The sequence below is a fragment of the Mucilaginibacter lappiensis genome, assembly GCF_050433765.1.
In the GTDB taxonomy this organism is placed as follows: Bacteria; Bacteroidota; Bacteroidia; order Sphingobacteriales; family Sphingobacteriaceae; genus Mucilaginibacter; species Mucilaginibacter lappiensis_A.
The window spans coordinates 1-21,495 of the sequence record NZ_JBNPWP010000001.1 but is presented as its reverse complement, the minus strand read 5'-3'; the positions used below and the strand labels follow the sequence as shown (position 1 = coordinate 21,495).

The 21,495-nt window shown below is 40.1% G+C and carries 15 protein-coding genes; 10 read left to right on the top strand and 5 right to left on the bottom strand.

The window, feature by feature from the left end; genetic code table 11:
- Window positions 1-203: 203 nt before the first annotated feature.
- Window positions 204-1,367: a Shedu anti-phage system protein SduA domain-containing protein gene (locus M2273_RS00075; RefSeq protein WP_429391486.1), complete on the bottom strand. Its 1,164-nt coding sequence runs from the start codon at window positions 1,365-1,367 to the stop codon at window positions 204-206.
- 205 nt (window positions 1,368-1,572) lie between these two features.
- On the opposite strand from M2273_RS00075, the gene M2273_RS00070 reads away from it, so the two are divergent.
- Both M2273_RS00070 and M2273_RS00065 read left to right on the top strand, forming a co-directional pair.
- Window positions 1,573-4,476, top strand: coding sequence for a hypothetical protein (locus tag M2273_RS00070; protein ID WP_429391483.1), 2,904 nt, complete (start codon window positions 1,573-1,575; stop codon window positions 4,474-4,476).
- Between the two features lie 1,124 nt (window positions 4,477-5,600).
- Window positions 5,601-6,821, top strand: coding sequence for a site-specific integrase (locus M2273_RS00065; RefSeq protein WP_429391481.1), 1,221 nt, complete (start codon window positions 5,601-5,603; stop codon window positions 6,819-6,821).
- Window positions 6,822-6,896: 75 nt separating this feature from the next.
- Here M2273_RS00065 and M2273_RS00060 read toward each other — a convergent pair whose 3' ends face one another.
- Window positions 6,897-9,221: a histidine kinase dimerization/phosphoacceptor domain -containing protein gene (locus tag M2273_RS00060; RefSeq protein WP_429391479.1), complete on the bottom strand. Its 2,325-nt coding sequence runs from the start codon at window positions 9,219-9,221 to the stop codon at window positions 6,897-6,899.
- Between the two features lie 188 nt (window positions 9,222-9,409).
- The gene (locus tag M2273_RS00055) at window positions 9,410-9,913 is read right to left on the bottom strand and encodes a thioredoxin family protein (protein WP_429391478.1); all 504 of its coding nucleotides are present in this window, start codon (window positions 9,911-9,913) and stop codon (window positions 9,410-9,412) included.
- A gap of 617 nt (window positions 9,914-10,530) precedes the next feature.
- Between M2273_RS00055 and M2273_RS00050 the strand changes: the two genes are divergently transcribed.
- The gene (locus M2273_RS00050) at window positions 10,531-11,658 is read left to right on the top strand and encodes a proline iminopeptidase-family hydrolase (protein ID WP_429391476.1); all 1,128 of its coding nucleotides are present in this window, start codon (window positions 10,531-10,533) and stop codon (window positions 11,656-11,658) included.
- Between the two features lie 170 nt (window positions 11,659-11,828).
- On the opposite strand, the gene M2273_RS00045 is transcribed toward M2273_RS00050, so the two are convergent.
- Window positions 11,829-11,987 carry a DUF3095 family protein gene (locus M2273_RS00045; protein WP_429391474.1) on the bottom strand — a complete coding sequence of 53 codons (159 nt, stop codon included), beginning with the start codon at window positions 11,985-11,987 and terminating at the stop codon, window positions 11,829-11,831.
- Window positions 11,988-12,025: 38 nt separating this feature from the next.
- Between M2273_RS00045 and M2273_RS00040 the strand changes: the two genes are divergently transcribed.
- From M2273_RS00040 to M2273_RS00020, 5 genes are all read left to right on the top strand, one after another.
- Window positions 12,026-12,955 (top strand): RNA polymerase sigma factor, encoded by a 930-nt coding sequence (locus tag M2273_RS00040; protein WP_429391472.1) that lies wholly within the window; start codon window positions 12,026-12,028, stop codon window positions 12,953-12,955.
- A 54-nt stretch (window positions 12,956-13,009) separates the two neighbouring features.
- On the top strand, window positions 13,010-13,795 hold the full coding sequence (locus M2273_RS00035) for a sterol desaturase family protein (protein ID WP_429391469.1): 786 nt from the start codon (window positions 13,010-13,012) through the stop codon (window positions 13,793-13,795).
- 603 nt (window positions 13,796-14,398) lie between these two features.
- Window positions 14,399-15,193 (top strand): alpha/beta fold hydrolase, encoded by a 795-nt coding sequence (locus tag M2273_RS00030; protein WP_429391467.1) that lies wholly within the window; start codon window positions 14,399-14,401, stop codon window positions 15,191-15,193.
- A gap of 61 nt (window positions 15,194-15,254) precedes the next feature.
- Window positions 15,255-15,950, top strand: coding sequence for an alpha/beta hydrolase (locus M2273_RS00025; protein WP_429391465.1), 696 nt, complete (start codon window positions 15,255-15,257; stop codon window positions 15,948-15,950).
- 91 nt (window positions 15,951-16,041) lie between these two features.
- A complete protein-coding gene (locus M2273_RS00020; RefSeq protein WP_429391464.1) occupies window positions 16,042-16,746 on the top strand; it encodes an alpha/beta hydrolase in 705 nt (234 codons plus the stop codon).
- Window positions 16,747-16,925: 179 nt separating this feature from the next.
- Here the strand turns inward: M2273_RS00020 and M2273_RS00015 are convergent, their stop codons facing one another.
- Window positions 16,926-18,335, bottom strand: coding sequence for a sigma-54-dependent transcriptional regulator (locus M2273_RS00015; RefSeq protein ID WP_429391462.1), 1,410 nt, complete (start codon window positions 18,333-18,335; stop codon window positions 16,926-16,928).
- A gap of 369 nt (window positions 18,336-18,704) precedes the next feature.
- On the opposite strand from M2273_RS00015, the gene M2273_RS00010 reads away from it, so the two are divergent.
- On the top strand, window positions 18,705-21,347 hold the full coding sequence (locus tag M2273_RS00010; RefSeq protein WP_429391460.1) for a sigma-54-dependent Fis family transcriptional regulator: 2,643 nt from the start codon (window positions 18,705-18,707) through the stop codon (window positions 21,345-21,347).
- Window positions 21,316-21,495, top strand: a 180-nt coding sequence (locus M2273_RS00005) for a hypothetical protein (protein ID WP_429391457.1), incomplete at its 3' end; no start/stop codon positions are given. The genes M2273_RS00010 and M2273_RS00005, both read left to right, overlap by 32 nt.

Here is a 21,495-nt window from a genome sequence, read left to right as displayed (position 1 = left end):
GGAATTCGCTGCGGTACTCGACTGTATCGAGTGCGATGCAAATGCAATCTTAAAAAAACTGCATGACAAATATTACCCATTATTTTCCAGATCAATAAAATCAAAAAGAATTAGCGGCACTCCTTCACCAGCAGACAGTCAACAGGTCTAACGGAAATTAGGACAACTTACCCGTAACGGTTTACGCTTTTGAAAAAATTCAGTTACCGAACCTCTAGTAAATTAATCCGTTCTAAGAATTTTACCTGATAATCACGTAGTTCATCGTAAGTCATTAAATAGATATTTGTCTGACCGAAATGGCGCATTCGTTTCTCAAGGATATCGCGGTGTTCTTCCTTATCGTCCTGTCGTCCGATCAGTAATTTATATTCGATCTTTTCCGGAACCCACCCATACTTTTGCTTTAAAATTTCTTGATATTGATCACTCTCCAAATAATCCTTATAATCATTTACCTGTCCGAGGTGATCAATAAGTTTTGAATAAAGCGTGGGATGAAAAGCGCGTTGCTTTACAAAGCTTTCATTAGGAAGCTTTACTTCTAAGATGCTTAAATCGGTCTCATAATTCATGTTAGGTTTAAGGCTGTAATCTGGCTCAAGGGACTTTGTTGCAGACAGCGGGAGTTCCATCTCATACCAAGACCGCGAGTAATTATCCCTTAATAAAAATGATTTATTACGGTTAAAAAACTTATGATATAGCTTTTCCTCCCGTTTCTTATTTAAACGATGTGTCCGTTTCAGCAAGGTAACAAATTCGTCTATTGCCATTTCGATCTGCCGTTGATTTTGGATTAACCAATAGTAATCAAGTCGCCTTGGGATTTGCTGAAAATTCTCTGAAAGTATGTGTGTATTTACAAATTTTCTTACCCTGGTAAAATAATATGAATAGTCAATTATACCTGAATTAAATTTTATTCCAAGATTGTCCAATTCATCTAAAACGCCTTTTCTCCAAATTTTGATAGGGTTCTTAAACTTGGTGATGTACTTATGAATATTCTCTGTACCAAGATCCGTCAATACATCAGAAAAGCCTTGACGGGAAAACATTCTTCGGTTTTCGGCAGCCCCAATCAATACGACTATCGGAATCTTATGCAAATTGAAATCCCTGTTTGAGTAGGTTCTTAGAGTATCTACTATTAGTTTATTTTTAAAATCAAGTGCAACCTCTTGAAAAATCTTATTGTGACAAATTATTAAATCCAAAGATTGCTGCTGACCTACAAGGAAAGTAGTAATAAAGTTTTCTGCTTCAGTAAAATCATGAACAAAATATATAGAATCCCTTTCCGCAAGCGCCCCCAAGGCATTGCGGACTATATCATCATCTATAATATTATTGGATACGTACAAGATTCTCATTAAAACAAAAGTACTTCATTATACTCCGCCAGATATCTAACAAGACATTAAATATTCTAATACTTTCCATCTCTCAGCGCTAAAAATAAAATCTCACAAATGGCTCTTTAATAAATGTTTCAACACATTTTTAGGCGTTTTTTCAATATGTTTGCTATGTACAAATTAACAATTTGTAATCTAAAACCAAGTCACAATGAAAACATCACCCAGTTGGGTAAGATATACGGTAGAACGCCGAATTGAAATACATCATTCGGAGCTGCTTAAAAACGTAAAAAAACAACAAACTCAGGATTGGTACGACAGTTGGTTAAAACCAAGCTATTGGCTGGTGCCAATATTGGGTGCTGTCGTTATATATTTTTTCCTTTTTCTCATCCCCCTTACAACTGGAACCTATTCACATGATTTCAAAGATTTTGTAAACGCCGTCGATCAAAGAACGGGTAATCTCGCCACGATCTCCGGAATGAGCTTGGCGGTAATTGCTTTTTTAGTCAGTAACTTGGCCATAAAAGAACCCTACGCATACCAATTACTTTTTCGCAAGACTAAACTATACGCTGTTATTATTTATGTTCTATCAGTTTTAGGATTATTCGTTTTTGTATCAACTGTTCACTACCTCTACACTCCCGGGAAAATTTACGAAGCATTTACGGTAACGGCAGGATTTGAGTTTCTGACAGTAATTTTTTTGATCGGATTTTTATTTATTAAGATAATCAACTTCATCGACCCTGAAAAAATTGATGAAATGATGAACGCCGAATTGGTCAGAGCTGGGAGTGTAATTATTTACGAAGGTCTTATCAGAAAATATAGTCTCCAAGAGTTCGAACGCGTTATGGCCCAGCAAGGGATAAAAATTTATAATTTTGGATCATATATAGATAGCAATTGGCTTAAAGCATCTATGCGAATAATGAATGGCGGAGAGGTCGCTGAAATCGAAAAGAAACAGAAATATATTGTAGATATAGATTTGATTGGACTTGCGCACTATCTCGATGCTAACAAGAAGAAAGGACAGAAATATACCCCGCTGTATATAGGACTGCAAACTGAGGAATCGGGCGACTATATTTTTGTGCCAGGAATTAGCAACACAGCAGGCATATCGAAAGCATTGAAAAAGTTCACTATTATGGATTCTAAAATCGAAGAGGTTATTCCTGTCAGTAAATTACGGGACCACTTTGACGAAAGATTATTGACCTATGCAGAAACGGGGAAGGAAAAAGAACTCATCCGTTTATTAAAGGGATTCACTTCTCTTTTCGAGCAACAATTAAAATATAACAGCGAGGGCAGTTTTGATTTAACTGAAAATTTCATCCCAGTGTTACGCTTGGGTATTCAGGCAGCAGTGAAGAAAAGGAATTTTTCCTGTTTTAAAGAACTATTTAAGTTTTATGCAGGCCTTTCTTTTACTTCTCTTATTGCTTCTAACATAAATATATTTATGCAAGTGGTTGCCTTTTATCCTGAAAACTATGCACTTCTAAAAGTCAAAGGTGCTGAAGCTGGTTACCAAGAATTTATTCCATTCACCCTCGATTCGACTGAGCAACTGGAACTATTATTATACAAAATCGGCGAACTCAAAAAGGAAAAAGGAGACAAGGCTAACGAATTAGACCAATTTAGTTACAATGCCTATTACCAGTTTGGAATGTTATTATTCTACATGGTTAGTTCTAAAGACTACCCGAGATTTAAGCAGGCAATAGGGCTGCTTGAACATAGAAATACGCATAGTACTTACAGGAGGCATACGTTGTTTGGTATAAAAGCATGGCTTATACATTTACGGAAGCACGAAAAAAATTCCTCTTCTGAAACCTCTGACTTACTTGAACAGATACCCGTTAGGTATAATTCTGCAACTGAGGCTATGGAAGATATTTTTGAATTCCGCCGTGGATTCATGGTACAATATATGGCATGGCTAACCTGGCGCTTTCCAGAATATCTATATAGTGGGGAGTTTAGTATTTCAAATCCATACGAATGGTTGACTTTTGGATTTATGGTGGAGCATATACGCGATTTTAACCTATCCCCATATTATAATGGACCTAAAATGCTTAGCTCCGATCAGATTACATTCCTGGTCAATGATCTTATAAATGCAAAAACTTTTTTCCTCAATAATTTCCATGAATGGAGTACTATTTTAAAAACTCCAACACCAGAAATAATGGCTACCAAAGCCGATCAGGCCATTCGTGTTTTTCAATTACTAAATGCTCGATTACAACGAGAGGAGCTTGATAGCATCGCAGGAACTGCAATAAATGTAAATCAGGTTATGAAGTACCGTGAAATTATCAGCAGGTCCTGGAAGCAACAGGCACACATTATAAATCAATTTGAACGGTCTGGTAGAAAGTTACCTTCAACTAACAATAATGGGCTTTCTTTCATAGGAAATAAAGTCTTTATAGGTAATATAAAACAATTTTTTCTTCCAAATAAGAGTGAGTCAGATCTTTATCTATTAAGTACAATTGGACAGGAAGCGGGAAAGCTAGCGGACAACGCTTTCTATGAAACAATCTTAGATGACCCTGAAATTTTTGAGGAAGGTTCGTTAGTGAGTATCGTTGAAAATGCCATTATTTTTTTGAGAGATTCCGGATACCATCCGGATTGTATTTTAGTGCCATCAAGTATGCTTTACTTAGATGAGAGTTTTACACATGATGCACGTTACATGTACGACCGAATACCTATAGCAGAAAAACCTATTGCTAATTCAGCGGGTAAATTCGATGGCATTCCTATTTTCTACACTTATAGTGACGCAATGGACAGGCAAATTATCATAGCGGAATTTGCAAAAGCGTTTGTGATGGAGTATGAATCTCAAAAAGGATGGTTTGATAAATTTTTGAACATAGATGTTAAATCAATAACTTATGAGGAAGCAAGAAATAAAGCCGAAGCTGAAAGTCCTTTTATGTTACATCCTGACGAGTTGGATATTCAGGCCAAAAACATTCAAAACGGGCTTAATACAATTACAGGGATAACCGCAAAATTTGCTATTTCGGACAAGGATGCGTTCCGAGTATGCCGACTAGTTACCTAACTTCCGGGGGATTAATCGGCTTTTCTTTTGCAATCTTAAAGCCGTTGAAATTTTATTCCAATATAATTATAGTGAGTGAAATTAAGATTTTATTGATAAAATATGGTATCCTCCAGCTTTGCGCTTGCTAGGCAGTTTGATAAGCGAAAGTATGGTACACCTTCCCCATGCCCGCGCTCATTGCCGAAACGACGTGACTTTTGAACCATATGGAGAAGGTGGCTACTGCGCGTTAACCGCAAAAGCGTGTGAAGTTTTGCCTTAAAAGCTGGATTCGGAGTGCCTTCATTCTCCATAATAATAGCATATATTGTTTATTGCTCGCTTGCAGCGGTTATCATTCTATTTGAGTAACGGTCCGGGCTGCCGCCATCAATATCAGCTCACCCGGCCGAAACAGTTAATATTTGTCAGCCACTAGGCAATAACAATAAGTCCTTTATTACTTATCCAAATTGTAAGTTAAGTCGAAAAAGCCAAAGACATTCCCCCCCTTTGGATCATATTTCAAGCTAAATTTCAGCCAGGGAGTAGTTGGCAGCCGAGCACGAAAATAAGCATCTAAATAAAAACGCTTATCATATTTAAAAACGACAAAATTGAACAATTTGAAAAACACAAAAAATCACTATATTTGGCTTAACAATTAGAGTAAACTTGCTTTTTGCGTCATTCGTAGAGTAAGGAACTTTTTAAATTGCAAATTACTGATAATTAATACATTAGAGCGATGGTTCTGAACCCTAGCTCTCCGCTAAAAATATAAAGCCCTGTAAATCAAGAATTTACAGGGCTTTTTTAATAAGTGAAAATCTCCCGAACCTAACTTGTTAAAAATGAAAAACCCCCTAATTCCGCTAATTAGGGGGTTTTTCATTTTTGAGTTTGCTTAAAAACACGAAAAAACGTTTAATATCGCAAAACTCATTAGCGTCTTTTGGGGCGTTTTTTTGCTTTAAAAAAGACTCACCAAGCTCTATTTTACAATAGCAAAAACTAATTAAATAAAGTGTTTCTCATATCTCCGTTAATACCCGTAAATTAAGATCTAAGGACTGTAAAATTACCTGTTCTTTTAATTCAATATAACCTTTGACAGATTTGCCGACATTTAAAAAGAACACATGCTAGAAAAAAGCTTCGGTTTGCTTTATTATTTAAAGCAAACCAAAAATCAAAAAAATGAAAACAGATATATTTATCTACGTATCACGGTAGACGGAGAGCGTCGGGAAATATCAACGAAAAGACAATGGATACTCAAAGAGTGGAACGTACAATTAGGCAGGACAACTGGTATCAGCGAAGAAGCGAAAGAATTGAATTGTTATTTAGATTTGATTTCATGTAAAGTTTATCAGGCGAAAATCAAACTACTTGAAGGCAATAAACCTGTAACTGCAGAAAATATAAAAGACGTACTCATTGGAAAAGATGAGAAAAAACACTTCATCATGGAAGCATTCCAGCTTCATAACAAACAAATGAAGGCTTTAGTAGGACGACAAATCGCTCCAGCTACATTAACTCGTTATGAGACCGCATACGACCATGTAAACAACTTTATTAGATGGAAGTATAGAAAAGATGATCTGGAGGTAAAGGAATTGGATTATGAATTTATATCGCAGTTTGTATTCTGGCTTAAAACAGAGAGACATTGCCGTAACAACACGGCAATAAAATACCTGGGAAATTTCAAAAAAGTTGTCTTGGAATGTAAACAAAAAGGCCTGCTAACCAACGATCCGTTTTTGGGCTTTAGAACAAAACGAGATGAGGTAACCCCAGTTGTTTTAACCAAAGATGAGCTAACCAGAATAACGCATAAACAATTCGACACAGAAAGGCTCAATCATGTCCGTGATATATTTCTCTTCAGCTGTTATACCGGATTAGCTTATAGTGATGTTTACAAACTACGCAGTAAGGATACAGTCATCGGGATAGATGGCACTAAGTGGATCATTACAACTAGGCAAAAAACAAAATCAGGTACAAGGCTCCCTTTACTTCCAAATGCCCTGGCTATTCTTAACAAATACCAAGACCATCCCAAATGTTTAAACAAAGGGACTCTCCTACCTGTCCTTACTAATCAAAAAATGAATTCTTACTTAAAGGAGATCGCGGACGTATCTGGTGTAAATAAAAAACTAACCTTCCACACTGCCAGGCACACTTTTGCTACCACTATTACCCTTACCAACGGCGTACCAATGGAAACAGTGTCAAAGATGCTTGGACATAAGTCACTTAAACAAACACAGCATTATGCTAAAGTCCTTGATGTGAAAATCAGTAAGGATATGAAATTATTAAGAAGACGTCTGGAGCAGGTGTAAGTAGATTAAATAACACTCATAGCTTGAAAAAACGTTTCGGGCTATGAGGTTGTCATCCCGCTTACTAGAAGCCTGTTAATTCATATCTAAATCCGGCAAATGACGCAAAGCCGTATCCATATTAATTTCTTCCTGCTGTCGATCATTATTACACAGTATAACAATTCGTGTTCCGGACGCATTTTTGAAGGTTATTTTTGCATCTATATCCTCACACAAACCCCGCATTAATTTCAATCCCATGCCGCTGTTTTTTTTAGTTTTCGCATGGCTGTCCATTCCTTTACCATTATCCGCGATTTCCAACCTGATTTGGTCCTTGATCATCCCAAATGCAACATAGACCTCACCATTTTTTTGGTTTGGGAATGCGTATTTAATTGCATTAGTCACTGCTTCATTGACAATAAGAGCTAATGGAAGCGCCAGGGAAACATCTATTAATAATTCTTCTACACTGATCCTGATATTTACCTGAGTTGACCCTTGAAAACTACCCTTGATATGTTCGATTAGCTGTGGCAGATACAGGCTCATATTAACCGACTTTAGCTTTGACGATTCGATCAATTGCTCATGTACCAGAGACATAGCATATATGCGGTGACGACTGATATTTACAGCATCGAGGGCTTCCCCTTCGAGAATTGCTGCCTGATTTTCCAATAATAACATAACCGACTGCAGGTTGTTCTTTACACGGTGGTTAACCTCTTTGAACAATAAGTCCTTTAATGATATTAATTCGTCTTTATCTTTCAATAGCTCGTTTTTATCTATTATCAGCTGTTGAAGGGCATTATTCTTACTGTCAATCTCCTCCTTTTGCAACGTGAGTAAAGCATTGCTGCGTTGCTTCAATCTGTAACGGCTGTAGATCAAACCGGTGATTATTAAAAGCATCGCAGCCCCGAAAATAGTCACCTTCTGAATAAGTTGATTACGCTTCAGTCTAATCTCCTTTATTTGAGCATCCAAGGTAAGGGAGTCAATATACCTGTTTTTTTCCAGTGTTTCATTTTCCATATCCAGCAGGAATATCTGGTAGGCTTTTACTTTATTATAAGCAGAATCTCTGATCTCCTGATCTTTAAAGAATTTTCCAATGTCGGTCCTCGACCTTTGATTCAATTTAACCAACTTATAATATCGGTCATCGGCGGCAGTAATTCCTTCAACATAATTTAATTGATGCGCCAGTGCTGCATATAAATCCGTATAATGGAAAGCCAGTTTCACCTGTTTTGTCTCAGAATAATAATAGGCGAGCGCATTATAAGCATCCATGATCACTGTGGGATTATCTGTTGGAATTCCCGCTAACAGTTTTTTTAGCTCCTGCACATATTGACCAGCCTGATAGTATTGTTTGGCATAGGTCAGGTTATTCAGAAAATCAACGCTTACAGACAGCTTATCCAGATCACTGCTGGCCTTGCTTTTCAGTTCATTAAGTATGCCTAATGCTTTGGATAACCGGTTAGTGTGCGTAAATTCAAAAGCAAGTGCCGACGATGCCATCTTGATGCACCACGTATCGTTGTAGCGTTTTGCCATCTTCAATACCTCGATGGAATATGGAATTGCCCGATCATAATCTTTAGCTTTTATATAGGTGGCGGCAATCAAATGTTTTATATAAACCACCTGCATAGTTGTATCATTAACCTCATTGGCTGTTTTTACTGCCAAAAGATTGTACTTTAAAGCATTGGAATAATCGCCTATACCCATTGATATTCTGCCAATGTTCCAATAAATTCCTTCGACAGTCCTGCGACTTACACCTTTTCCCTGGTTCAAAGCCTCAAACAGCATCTTCAGCCCTTCCGTAGTTCGTTCAGCTTGAGATAGCAGATCTGCGTTTTGTGTCAGCAAATCGGAAAGCCAATGGGTATTTTTGTTTTTCCTGAATATGGCAATCGCCTTGTTCATGTAAATTATCCTGTTCTGAAGCGATACAGGATCAGAAGCCGGGTAATACTGAGCTATCAAATGATATGACCTGGCCTCGCCGTCACTGTTATGGAGCACTTTAGAAAAGGTAAGTGCTTTTTGTGCGATTGCTAAACCTTCTTCCCTGTTACTTCGGGCATAAAAAGTTTCTGCATTTAGAAGCATGGCATTGATTATTCCAAACTGATAGTTCAGCTTACCACTGAGCACCGCTGCCTTAGCCGAAAATGTTTTTGCAGAATCAATGTCTCTTTCTCCTCTTATTGCTTTTAAAAGCATTAAATGTCCTACGGCGAGCTGTAACTTGACTGTATTCGTATCGTTCGTACTTATGGAGAGTTTTTGTCTTAATACGGACAAAGGAAATTCATCCAGATTGCTTGTTTGTGCAAAAGATGATTTAACAAAGAATAGCAGCAGTATAAACAGTTGGAACTTTTTCATGAAGGTGTCTTTGATAATGTTCATCGACCGCGTAAACTATATATGAAAATACGGATAAATGATGAATTTCAGTTATTTTAAAAATTTGGCGATTAGGTACCCGCCATTGTTGTGCGATGCCGGTAAAACATTACACGGCGATGAAAAGTGCATTGATCACCGCCACCAAAGAACTTATAATGTAACGCTTAATTTGTGTCAACCGCGTATGTTTTTGGATCAACGGCCATGGGCGACCATTTTTTGAAAAAATACATCACCTTTGCCTTGCTAAATCCCTTGTCATCTTCCACGTAAAGCGGAGATATGGTATTCAACCGGTTGCCTTTATCATCAAGCACTACAAACACCGGGTAACCAAAACGCTGCGGGTATCCTAAGCTGGCCATAACAGCTTCGTTTTTATTTTCCGGACTCCAGTTTACGTGCAGTACCACATAGTTGTCAGTCATGTATTTATTTAAATCAAGATCCGTAGTAACCAGGTCATTGAAAATTATGCACCATTTACACCAGTTACCGCCAATTTGCAGCAGCGCATTCTTATGTTCCTTAGCAGCTTTTTTAACCGCCTCATTTATTTCGGCACGCGCATCGGCAGCAGGGTTGTAAAGTTTTACGCTGTCTTTAGTTTGGGCTTTGGCACCAATGGCAAATGCAGTCAGCATAATTATAAAAATAGATTTTTTCATAGCACGATGTTTTGATTATTTAGTGTTTACTTATTTAATGTTTTGATTAAAAATGCTTCAAGGTCTGCACCTATAATATTCTTGGCAACAGTAATACCCTCCGGTCTGTGCTATAAAAACTGAAGAAATTAATAATCTGGAGTAACGCATTTATAGATGTTAGGTGAAAAAATTAAAAAATAGCAGGTGCGAATAGCTAGTTCACTTACATCCGTCCAAATAGAGACTGAAGTGGAAAGAAATGTTTGAAAGGGCCGGTGGCGGTATACACGGCGGCCAGGGTCAGGGGTTGCGCGGTGGTCAATGAAGAAGTCATAAATGTTTTTATTGAGAGATGCAGAACTTTATTAAAAGTTCGGGGCTGAGATAATAAATAGTCCAAAGTTTTGATAAGTCAGGATAGAAGCCGGGTAGTCGATAACTTAATTTGAGCGTGAAGTGCATATATGCCCAGCCAGATACAATACACCTTTTGGTATGTTAAGCCTTAAAATAGTGATGTTCGTCCAAACGTTACATCTAATCGTCCATTTCCTTTCCACAAGATGAAAATTACCTTTACCGCCGAAAACCAACGAAAAGACAGGCCTTATATGGACCCATTAAATCACCAATCTATGTTAAAATCTACAACCCGCTTTAAAAATGCATTGCCCGGACGGCGCCCGAACCCGGTAACAAAAATGCAAGGAAAATACAACGGTAAATTAAAAAGCATGCTTTCAGTTACCGTCTTTAGTGCTTTGCTGATGGCCTTATCGTCTTGCGGTCCCCAACAGGGTAGCGTTGCGCAATCGCAGTACTTTAGCACCGAAACCGGGCTACAAACGGGCGGTATTAAGATCATACCAATCGAAACGACGAAAGGCAGCTTCAGGGTCTGGACTAAAAGGATTGGCAATAACCCCAAAATCAAAGTGTTGCTGCTAACCGGAGGTCCCGGGGCGAGCCACGAATATATGGAGTGCTTCGAAAGTTTTTTTCCGAAAGAAGGCATCGAATTTATCTATTATGACCAGTTGGGCACCGGTAATTCAGAAGCTCCGAAAGATGCCTCAGTGTATGACCTGAACAGAAGTGTTGAGGAAGTGGAACAGGTCCGGAAGGCACTCAATTTAAGCAAGGACAACTTTTTCCTTTACGGCCACTCCTGGGGAGGGATCGTAGCTATTGAATACGCCCTCAAATACCAGCAGAACTTAAAGGCACTGATCATTTCTGACATGGTTTCGAGCGCGTCTGACTACAATAAGTATGCGAAAGACGTCTTGGCCAAACAAATTGACCCCAAAGCATTGTCCGAGATAAGGGAGATCGAATCCAGGGGTGATTTTTCTAATCCCCGTTACATGGAATTATTAATGCCAAATTTTTATGCAAAGCACATTTGCAGGTTGTCCGAATGGCCGGAACCGTTAACCCGTTCTTTCAGCAAGCTGAATCAAACGTTTTATACCATGATGCAGGGACCAAGTGAATTCGGGCTTAGTGGTAAGCTCACCAATTGGGAGCGGAAAGGCGATTTGTCCAAAATTACAGTACCGACGCTCACGATTGGGGCAAGGTATGATACGATGGACCCCGAACACATGAAGTGGATGGCATCACAGGTAAAAAACGGTTCATACCTCTTTTGTCCCAATGGCAGCCACATGTGTTTTTACGATGATCAAAAGAACTATTTCCAGGGATTAAATAAATTTATTAAAGGAATAGCCTCCGGAAAGCAGACCGTTAACCTGTAATTTGTTTCGAGATATCATGAATACCCTGATAAATCGGCCGAATCACTATCGCTTAAGCCGCAGGGTCTTTCTGTTCATTTTTAGCCGGTCCACATTTATATATTAGGTAGATCAATCCCGCTCGAATTGAGCGGGATTTGTAAAACTATAAACGCAGACCTGGACTACCATTAAACCCTGTTGGCACGCATTTTATTTTTCATGCACCTTGCGGCATTTGTATATCCGCCGTCAGCCCCGTCCACAAAATGAATGTGGCCTTTTTCCAGGTTTCGTACATAACAGGACATCACTGATGCCTGGCTGATATTATTAAATAGCCAATACAATGATGTGTTTGACTATTCCATTTTAACAAACTAATTCAATGAAAAATCAAGGGAATGTTCAGCACGAAGAAGCCCATTTAAATATTAACATTTTGTTTCAAAAGTTTAATCCGTTCGTTCAGTCACTGGCGCTAAAACTCTGCGACAATACAGCGGAAGCAGAGGATGCAGTTCAGGATGCCTGGATCACCGTATTTACTCATAGCCATCAGTTAAGGCATGCAGATTCATTTTTACCCTGGCTAAAGCGTATTGTGATCAATTCATGCCACCAGTTAACACGGAAAGGAAAACGAACGGTTTTCGTTGAGGAATTGCCGGACAGCGACAAAATGATTGAGGATAGCGTTGAATTAAAATTTGAAAAAAACGGCGACCGGGATGCATTATATGGCATATTAACTGAGCTGCCCCTTCAGTTAAGAGAAACGGTGATACTGCGATACCTCACGGGTTATAACTCTTATGATCAAATTGCAGCTATTACCGGAGTGCCGGTTGGAACGGTGCGTAGTAGGCTTAGTGACAGCAAAAAGAAGTTATCAAAATTATGGAAACGATCTGATGATTTAGATTCCTCAGCGTTCGAACTAAATCAATATTGGAACAGCTACTATCAGGAAATCTGTCCTAGCGCCTACACAGATAAAAATTTGTTGGCGGATCTTTATTCTCATGTAGCCAGGGATTTAAAACTTGTTTTTACAAGCGGAAAGACGGCTGTCGGTCGTGGCGTTTTTGAATGGGGAATTGAAGACGACCTTGAGCATGGAAGTTCGATTAAAACCGTTGATGTTTGTAGTACGAGCGGAGATCTGACTGTACTTAAAGTAACGTTTTCCAATAGTCAGGATTTTCCTGACCATTGTCCGCCGAACTCATTTATGACATTTTTACGTAAGGAAAATGAATTGTCAGAAATCAGGTTATATCATGCTGAACGGGAGGTTAAGAGTGAATTTTGTTAAAACATCTTCCTGTCCGAACTTTTCGGCGACGGTCTGCATCTTAAAATAAAACTTATGATTGATCTATTAGCCAACTTGCAGCCCATAGTGCTGATTGTAATGCTTATTCTAATGTACTGCATAGAAAATATGCTTCCCTATTTAGGCCCTCCACCCAACAAAAAGAGGCATTACGGAAGAAATTTAATTATTTCGCTGGTTTCGTTTCTGTTAAATGCCGTACTCGGAACGTTAATGGTTATGATCGTTGAAATCACGGCCGAAAATCATTGGGGATTATTAAATCACATACAACTTCCTTTGACTATCAAACTGCTTACCGGCATATTGCTGTTCGACTTCGGCAGTTACCTGACACATAATTTACAACATAAAATACCGTTTCTATGGCGTTTCCATCGCATTCATCATTCAGATAATCATTTGAACGTTTCATCTTCCTTGAGGTTTCATCCGGTTGATGTCATCGTTTCCCAGTTTATCTATCAATGCATAGGTGTTATATTAATCGGTTTGCCCATCACTGCCTTCGTTATTTACGGATCAATCGCCATTCCATTACTAATTATGCAACATAGCAATGTTCGTTTTCCGCGAAGCTTTGAGCGATTTGCAAGTTTGGTTTTTGCAACACCTGGCTGGCACAAGATACACCATTCATCCGAACAAAAACTCACGGATTCCCACTACGGAGATGTGTTTACTTTCTGGGACCGGATTTTTGGTACATGGGGTAAAAAACAACCGCATGAAATTGAGTATGGTCTTACAGAGTTTAACCAGGACAAACATCATCGGGTAGGTCATTTATTGGTCTCACCTTTTAAAAAAAGCACGTGAATCGTTGCTTAGGAAAAGCAATCAGTTTCCTGCTCACGTACTCATTTTAATAAAAAGTGTCTTACTTAGTCAAACATATTGGGCAAGAAAAGGCCGTAAACACGGTATGCAATATGCGAAGTAAGTAGAAACTTTTATGAGTGACTGCTCCGATTTTCCGGAGCAGTCACTTTTTTAAAATCAACATACTTTCGATATTAATTCCAGATTCATCCCTCTCCTCCGCTAACCCGCGAGTGTCCGCCTGTTTTATATATCTCGCTACTGAAAATAGCTATTTCTTCGCCTTGTAAAATAGCAACTTAACCCTGGCTGTCGATTGGCAAAAGCTCTTTATAGTTATCAGAATTGGTTTCAATTCAATCTTTCGCGGCCACTCTGTATTCGCCAAATTTAAGATTATTTCACCTGCGATGGATGATCCTAAATTGTTTATATATCATCAATCTTAAAAACTATTTGCGACATGCGACTTTGTTTTGAATTACTGCATGTCGCTAATTCTTTGATTTATTGAATGTTGCGCCGTTGGTATAATCCGTGCATAAAAAGGATGTACCCACAGATCGGGTATTGTAACTACATCCATTAATTTATAAAACAATGAAAACAAAAAACAAAACTATTGCCAAAAGATTCATTACGGCGTTAATGTTGCCCGTGTTATTAACAGCTGCATTACTAATTACAACAAATGCTCAGGCTCAAAAAACACACATAAAGAACGTGGTACTTGTACACGGCGCCTTTGCTGATGGCTCCGGATGGCGGGCCCTCTTCGATATCCTGACAAAAAAAGGGTATAACGTAACTATTGTTCAAAACCCTTTAACTTCACTTGAAGCCGATGTCGAGGCGACTAAAATCGCTCTTGACAAACAGGATGGCCCCACCATTTTGGTCGGACATTCCTGGGGCGGTTCAGTAATTACGGAAGCCGGAAACCATCCTAAAGTTGCCGCACTGGTGTATGTATCGGCTGTTCAACCGGATAAAGGCGAATCGGCATTAACTCAACTTGAATCCGCACCGGCTGCAAAAGAAAGCGGGATACTGCCTCCGGATGCAAATGGGATCGTTTATTATGAAAAATCCAAGTTCCATGGCGGTTTCTGTGCCGATGTACCGGCCGCGCAGGCAGCCTTTATGTATGCCTCACAGGGCCGCTTTTATACCAAAGCCTTCGCAACACCTGTCACCGATCCCGCCTGGAGACATAAACCAACTTATGCTTGCGTAGCTACGGAAGATAAGACCATCAATCCAAGTATTCAGCGCAGGATCTATGCCCGCTCAAAATCAAAAATCACCGAGATCAAAGGAAGCCACGTGATCTTCATGTCACAGCCTGCGCAGGTTGCTGCTGTTATAGAGAAAGCTTCCGTTGAGACCAAATAATAGCTGCGGACACAGCCGGCAATTAAAACAGGTGAGTTAATTACCAAAAGATTTCGATAAAATGAAAACACCAATTAAAAATATCGTGCTGGTACATGGCGCGTTTGCAGACGGATCAGGCTGGGAACCATTATTCCATGTTTTAACTGACAAAGGTTTTAATGTATTGGTTGTACAGAACCCGCTTAGCTCGCTGGAGGATGATGTACGTCAGACCAATTTAGTCCTTGACAGGATAGGAGGACCAGCTGTCCTTGTGGGCCACTCCTGGGGTGGGGCAGTAATTACCGAAGCAGGAAACCATCCGAATGTTGCCGCCCTCGTTTACGTAGCTGCCTTCCAGCCGGATAATGGTGAATCTGCCCTTCACTGGATCCAGACCATTGAACCATCGCCGGAAAGCGGGATACTGCCACCTGATGATAATGGTATCGTTTATCACGAGAAATCAAATTTCCACGACGGCTTTTGCGGTGATATCGATGCTAAAAAGGCCGCGTTCATGTACGCCTCTCAGGGTGCATTTTATGCAAAAGCTTTTACTTCCCCGATCACCAAAGCTGCATGGAAAACGAAACCATCATGGGGCTGTATAGCGACCGAAGATAAAACAATCAACCCGGATATTCAGCGTAACATGTATGGGCGCTCTAATACCAAGACAAGGGAGATTCAAGGAAGTCACGTGATCTTCATGTCGCAGCCCGAATTGGTAGCCGAAGTTATCATTGAAGCAGCCGAAAGCGCTGCTAACTAATTAATCATATTCAACAAATCCATGTTCCGAGAGATGCTAAATTCTTTAGGGCATACCATATTTATTAAACAATTATTAAAAATTAAACATTATGAACACACCAAAAAAACCTTCAATCGTATTTTGCCATGGCATTTGGGCAGACGCTTCATGCTTCAGCAAGGTAATTCCAGGGTTAATTGCCGCAGGGCATGAAGTAATCTCGGTTCAGTATGGACTGACCTCCTTTGAACACGATGTTGCAGCAATCAAACGTACAATCAGTCGGGTAAGCAGCCCTGTAATCCTTGTCGGCCACTCGTATGGTGGTGCTACAATCACAGCTGCCGGAACTGATGAGCGTGTCGCCGGACTCGTGTACATTGCCGCGGTAGCGCCTGCTGTCGGGGAAACGGTTAATGATCAACTCAATAAATTCCCTTCAGATATCTTCGGTCGTATTGAAGTTGCAGACGGACGCGTCTGGATGCTTCCCTCAGGAACCGAGTTCTTTGCCGGTGACCTTTCTGACGAAGAACAAAAAGTGGTATGGGCTACACATTATGCACCCGACGTTGATCTGTTTAACCAGCAAAAAATAACAAGTACCTCCTGGGATACTAAACCGAGCTGGTATATTTTATGTACAGAAGATCACACGGTACACCCCGATTTGCAGCGCTGGGTTTCTAAACGCATGGGAGCAACAGTGACTGAGATAAAAAGCAGTCATGTGCCTATGCTGTCAAACCCTCAGGTTGTTATAGATGTCATCTGTCAGGCGGTATCATCCTGTCAGGCGGTATCAGCTGTTTAGAAAATTATTCCATTCAAAGCGATGTCGAATAAAGTAATTATTACATTTAATTACATTTTTTGCAGCCTGGTGGATGAAGGGATCGTAGAAGCAGTTGAAGCGGTAGCATAACCACCGTTAAATTAATAAATCCGCGTATCACTAAGATGCGCGGATTTTACTATATTATAACTACAGTGTTAATGGAGGCTTTTGGAATTTTTGCCGGAAAGTTTCAAACGAACTTTTTCAATATTGAGTTTCTTCAGCCGGGAATTGAGGGTAGGTACTTTAATTCCCAATATTTCGGCAGCTCCCCCAGGTCCGTATACCTTCCAATTGCACTTTTCTAAAACAGCAATAATGTGTTCCCTCTCCACTTCCTCTATCGTTCTCATGTAGCCACCCTCGGCATTTGGCCTGGCTGGTTGTTCCATAAGCGTTCCGAATGTAGATATTATCGGTTCTGTACTAAGTAAGATGCTGCGATGAACCAGGTTTTCCAGCTCACGCACATTTCCCGGCCAATCATAATTCAGGACCTCCTGCATTGCCCGTTCACTTACGCCCGTAACATTACTATTTTCAATTTTACTTAGTTTGGTTATAAAATGGTTTATCAGTAAGGGAAGGTCTTCCTTTCTTTCACGCAACGGCGGTGAAACCAGCGGGAAAACATTCAACCGGTAATAAAGATCTGCCCGGAATCTTCCCGCAACTACGTCTTCCTGCAAATTGCGATTTGTAGCCGCAATTACGCGGACATTAATCTTCTTATTCTTTCCCCCGATCACCTCAATTTCTTTTTCCTGCAAAACTCTCAAAAACTTACTTTGAACATCCAGCGGTAATTCGCCGATTTCGTCCAGGAAGATAGTTCCACCTTCTGCCTGCTCGAAACGGCCGATTCGTTTATCCAGTGCACTGGTAAAAGCGCCTTTTTCGTGACCAAAAAGTTCTGATTCGATCAGACTTGGAGGCAATGCCGCGCAGTTGACGGAAACCAGGGCCTGTCTGGCGCGGTTGGACATCAAATGAATATTGCGTGCAATCAATTCCTTACCGGTTCCGCTTTCGCCAAAAATCAGTACAGAAACCTCTGATGTAGCAATGCGTCTCATGTGCTGTTGCAGCGTAAGCATTGGGTTTGAATGCCCGATCATGTCAGAAAAGGCGTGGTTATTGCCTCCTGCGTCTGCAGATGGATTCAGACGTTGCCGGGTTAATGCAAGATTTTCTCTATGCGTATATAAGGCAACTTCAAGCATAATGAGTATATCCTTTTCACGAAAAGGTTTTGCCAGAAATCCATACGGACGGGTAATTTTTGCGGCATCAAGAAATTGCTGCTTCGAATTTCCCGAGAGGTAAATGAAAGCAATATTTTTCCGCGACAGTAATTTTGCCAAATCTATCCCACTTAATTTGCCTTTTAGCTGGATGTCGAGGAGGACAAGGTCAGGATTTTCTTTTTCAATTATCTTAACGGCTGATGAAACGGAACGGGCAATGGTACACACACGATAATCAGCCCTCTTCAATAGGACTTCAAGATTATTAGCTTCAAAATATTGATCTTCTACGATCAGAATTTTAGCCTTGTAGTTCATCCTGATAAATTCTTTAATTTTTTATATAGGAACGCACTCATTCGGTGCAACACTATTTTAAACGATATTTTAATGACTCATCGATTAATTTTCGAGTAATTATAATAAATTTTAAGCATTAATTCAGGGCCTGATTTTATACAAAAGTACTTTTCAGACCAGCAAAATTATTCAAATCTTCTATTTGTTCACATATCACTAAATGTCAAGTGATATTTGATGCTATATCATCAAACCAATTAATTTAATGTAACACAAGACTCTGATTACCAGCATTTTACTTTAAGGCATACTGTTTGCAAAACTTATCTCAAAATAGATATAGTTTATTGGTAAAAAATGAGTCGGAAAAGGCTAAAAGTGGAATTAATGCAGCATCCACAGGAAGCTTTTTTAGAAATATTGGTTATGAAAGAGCTTACATATGAAAAAAAAGGTATCTACCTAAATTTTGTTTCAGAATTAAGGAAACAGATTGCAGCAGTCCGGGAGCGCAATGACCTTCTTAACTTGCTGGCCACATCGATGCTGCGCCTAAATGAATTTACAAGCGTCAGTATTCATTCGGTCGATCACCATACGAACACATACTTTCCCTTTTTTTTCAATCAAAAGTCAAGTGGTAGAAACCTGATCGAATTTAAGGCCCTATCAAACGCTAGGGCGCCGTTGGACGATATCATTGTACGTGATGCGATATTGGCGGACAAAAGTTTTGTAGTTTCTTTGAATGACATTGTTAAGTCGGAATCAATTCCATTCTGGCTCCGGGTTAATTTTGATTATGGCCTCCGGGAAGTATTGGTCACACCGCTAAAGATTAAAAATGGGATGGTAGGGATTTGCTATTTCTGGTCGAAAAGAGCAGGGTCATTCGGCGACAGGTTTATCCATGTTATAGATCATCTTTCAACAGAACTTGCCTACGCAGTATCGAACACCATTATTCATGAAATGCTGGATCCACGGGGATGGATCAACGAACTGCTTTTAACGTTCAGTCATGACCTTTCAGAAGTACGAACGCGTGAAGGTTTGAACAGCGTTATTGAGCGCGATCTCAAGAATTTTTTTCATTTTGACGAATTTCTGATCACAGCGATTGCTCCTGAAAATAGCAACGAATGCATTTTCCTGACCAGTCTAACTTCCCACCCGGATTTATTAGACTGGATCCGGTCAAATCTGGCCCGCGAGGGCGTGTGGGCAAAGGCAACGGATACAAGCACTCCGGTAATCATCAATGTTGAGGATTTTGAATTCAATTGTATTCCTCCATGCCTTGATCCTGTCGATGTCGATAAAAGCGGTGAAATTATGCTGAAAATACTTTCAGAAGGTAATGAGCCGAACTTTGGCCTTATCCTGATTTCTTACAGACAAAATGTATTCGATCCGGCCGACAGGCAAATCATTCAGTGCATATCGCGTCATTTATCCACCGCTATTTCAAATATACTGGTTAATGAAAACCTTGAGCGCAAAGAAAAACATAATGCGCTATTGCTTTCTTTCAGCCACGATATTGCAGCAGTCCGTAACAAAGATGATCTGACCATGGCAATAGAGAAAGCTGTGAGCCAATTATCAAACATATCGAGATTCGTCATTCGCGGAATAAATGAAGATGAAAAAACAATGAGCCTTTTTCTCTTCGATCATCACGTAAAAAGGGCCATTGAAGAATTGGGACATCATTTTGTGCTTGACGCTGTCTATCCGATAGCGGACGGCATATCTGATGTCGTTCTAGCCGGCAACGAGACTATCGTTTATAAGCTGCAAGATTGGATCGATAGCGGTAATGCCCCATCATACTTTCACTTTTGGAGGAGCATGAATGTAGAAAAGTGTGTAGCAACGCCCCTACAGACCGGAACCAGAAAACTGGGGATCTTTTGGGTCGATTCAGATGAACCTGACGTCAAAATGATCGACAGCATGTGTGCTCAGATCTCCATAGCGATGTCAAATATTATTGCAAATGAACAGCTCGTTAAATATAAGCAGCAACTGGAGATTGAGAACGAGCATTTACAAGAGCAAATACGCTCAATCTACAATTTCTCCGATATCATCGGAACAAGTACGCCCATGCAGCGGGTCTATCAATTAATGTCATTAGTGGCGCATTCAAATGCAACAGTACTTATCCTGGGGGAAACAGGGACAGGTAAAGAATTAATCGCCAGAGGTATTCATGAATCATCGCCCCGTAAAAATAAGCTAATGGTAAAAGTGAATTGCGCTGCACTTCCTGTAACACTTATTGAGTCTGAACTTTTCGGATACGAGAGGGGCGCTTTTACAGGCGCATTTGAAAGAAGAATAGGCAAGTTTGAACTGGCTCACAACGGCACACTTTTCTTAGATGAGATCGGCGAATTACCTTTAGAAGTACAGGTGAAACTGCTGCGCGTAATACAAGAACGGGAGTTCGAAAGATTAGGAGGAAAAGTTACTGTAAAGGTTAATGTCCGCATCATTGCAGCAACTAATCGCAACCTTTTCGCAGAAGTAGGTGCCGGAAGATTCCGTTCAGATCTTTATTACCGGCTGAATGTTTTTCCGATCCTGATGCCTCCGTTGCGTGAGCGGCGTGAAGACATTCCTTACCTCGCTCATTTTTTCCTGGAAAGATATAATAGAAACCACCTATGTAAAGTCACCGGGATTTCGGCAGGCGCGATGAATGAGCTTAAAGCTTACAATTGGCCCGGGAATGTTCGCGAACTCGAACATATGATCGAACGAAGCGTGCTGCTTTCAGACAGCAAAACGCTGACCAAGATATTTCTTTCTGATGGCAATGGACCAAATTATAGCGAGCAGACGAATGAAGTTACCAACCTGGCGGGCGTTGAAAAACAGCACATCATCGATGTTTTGCGTCGCTGTGGTGGAAAGATTTCCGGCAAAGGGGGCGCTGCAGAATTATTGAAGCTCCCTGCCTCCACACTGAACTCAAAAATGAGAAAACTTGGCATCACAAAAAATTCCAATATTGAATAATTCAGGACGTACTGAGCGCGAACAACTCTACCATGCTCATTTTGGGCGCAAACTGGATATTCCGCTCCATATGGGACCATCGATTCCGACGCATATAGGGCCAGTGATTCCGCTGCAAAAGGGACCAGTCAAGAAAGAGAAAGTGTGT

What these genes read in the sequence shown, in the direction of transcription:
- M2273_RS00070 (WP_429391483.1), top strand. Translation starts at nt 1,573, where the DNA reads ATGAAAACATCACCCAGTTGGGTAAGATATACGGTAGAACGCCGAATT.
- M2273_RS00065 (WP_429391481.1), top strand. Translation starts at nt 5,601, where the DNA reads ATGCTAGAAAAAAGCTTCGGTTTGCTTTATTATTTAAAGCAAACCAAA.
- M2273_RS00060 (WP_429391479.1), bottom strand. Translation starts at nt 9,221, where the DNA reads ATGAAAAAGTTCCAACTGTTTATACTGCTGCTATTCTTTGTTAAATCA.
- M2273_RS00055 (WP_429391478.1), bottom strand. Translation starts at nt 9,913, where the DNA reads ATGAAAAAATCTATTTTTATAATTATGCTGACTGCATTTGCCATTGGT.
- M2273_RS00050 (WP_429391476.1), top strand. Translation starts at nt 10,531, where the DNA reads ATGTTAAAATCTACAACCCGCTTTAAAAATGCATTGCCCGGACGGCGC.
- M2273_RS00040 (WP_429391472.1), top strand. Translation starts at nt 12,026, where the DNA reads ATGAAAAATCAAGGGAATGTTCAGCACGAAGAAGCCCATTTAAATATT.
- M2273_RS00035 (WP_429391469.1), top strand. Translation starts at nt 13,010, where the DNA reads ATGATTGATCTATTAGCCAACTTGCAGCCCATAGTGCTGATTGTAATG.
- M2273_RS00030 (WP_429391467.1), top strand. Translation starts at nt 14,399, where the DNA reads ATGAAAACAAAAAACAAAACTATTGCCAAAAGATTCATTACGGCGTTA.
- M2273_RS00025 (WP_429391465.1), top strand. Translation starts at nt 15,255, where the DNA reads ATGAAAACACCAATTAAAAATATCGTGCTGGTACATGGCGCGTTTGCA.
- M2273_RS00020 (WP_429391464.1), top strand. Translation starts at nt 16,042, where the DNA reads ATGAACACACCAAAAAAACCTTCAATCGTATTTTGCCATGGCATTTGG.
- M2273_RS00015 (WP_429391462.1), bottom strand. Translation starts at nt 18,335, where the DNA reads ATGAACTACAAGGCTAAAATTCTGATCGTAGAAGATCAATATTTTGAA.
- M2273_RS00010 (WP_429391460.1), top strand. Translation starts at nt 18,705, where the DNA reads ATGCAGCATCCACAGGAAGCTTTTTTAGAAATATTGGTTATGAAAGAG.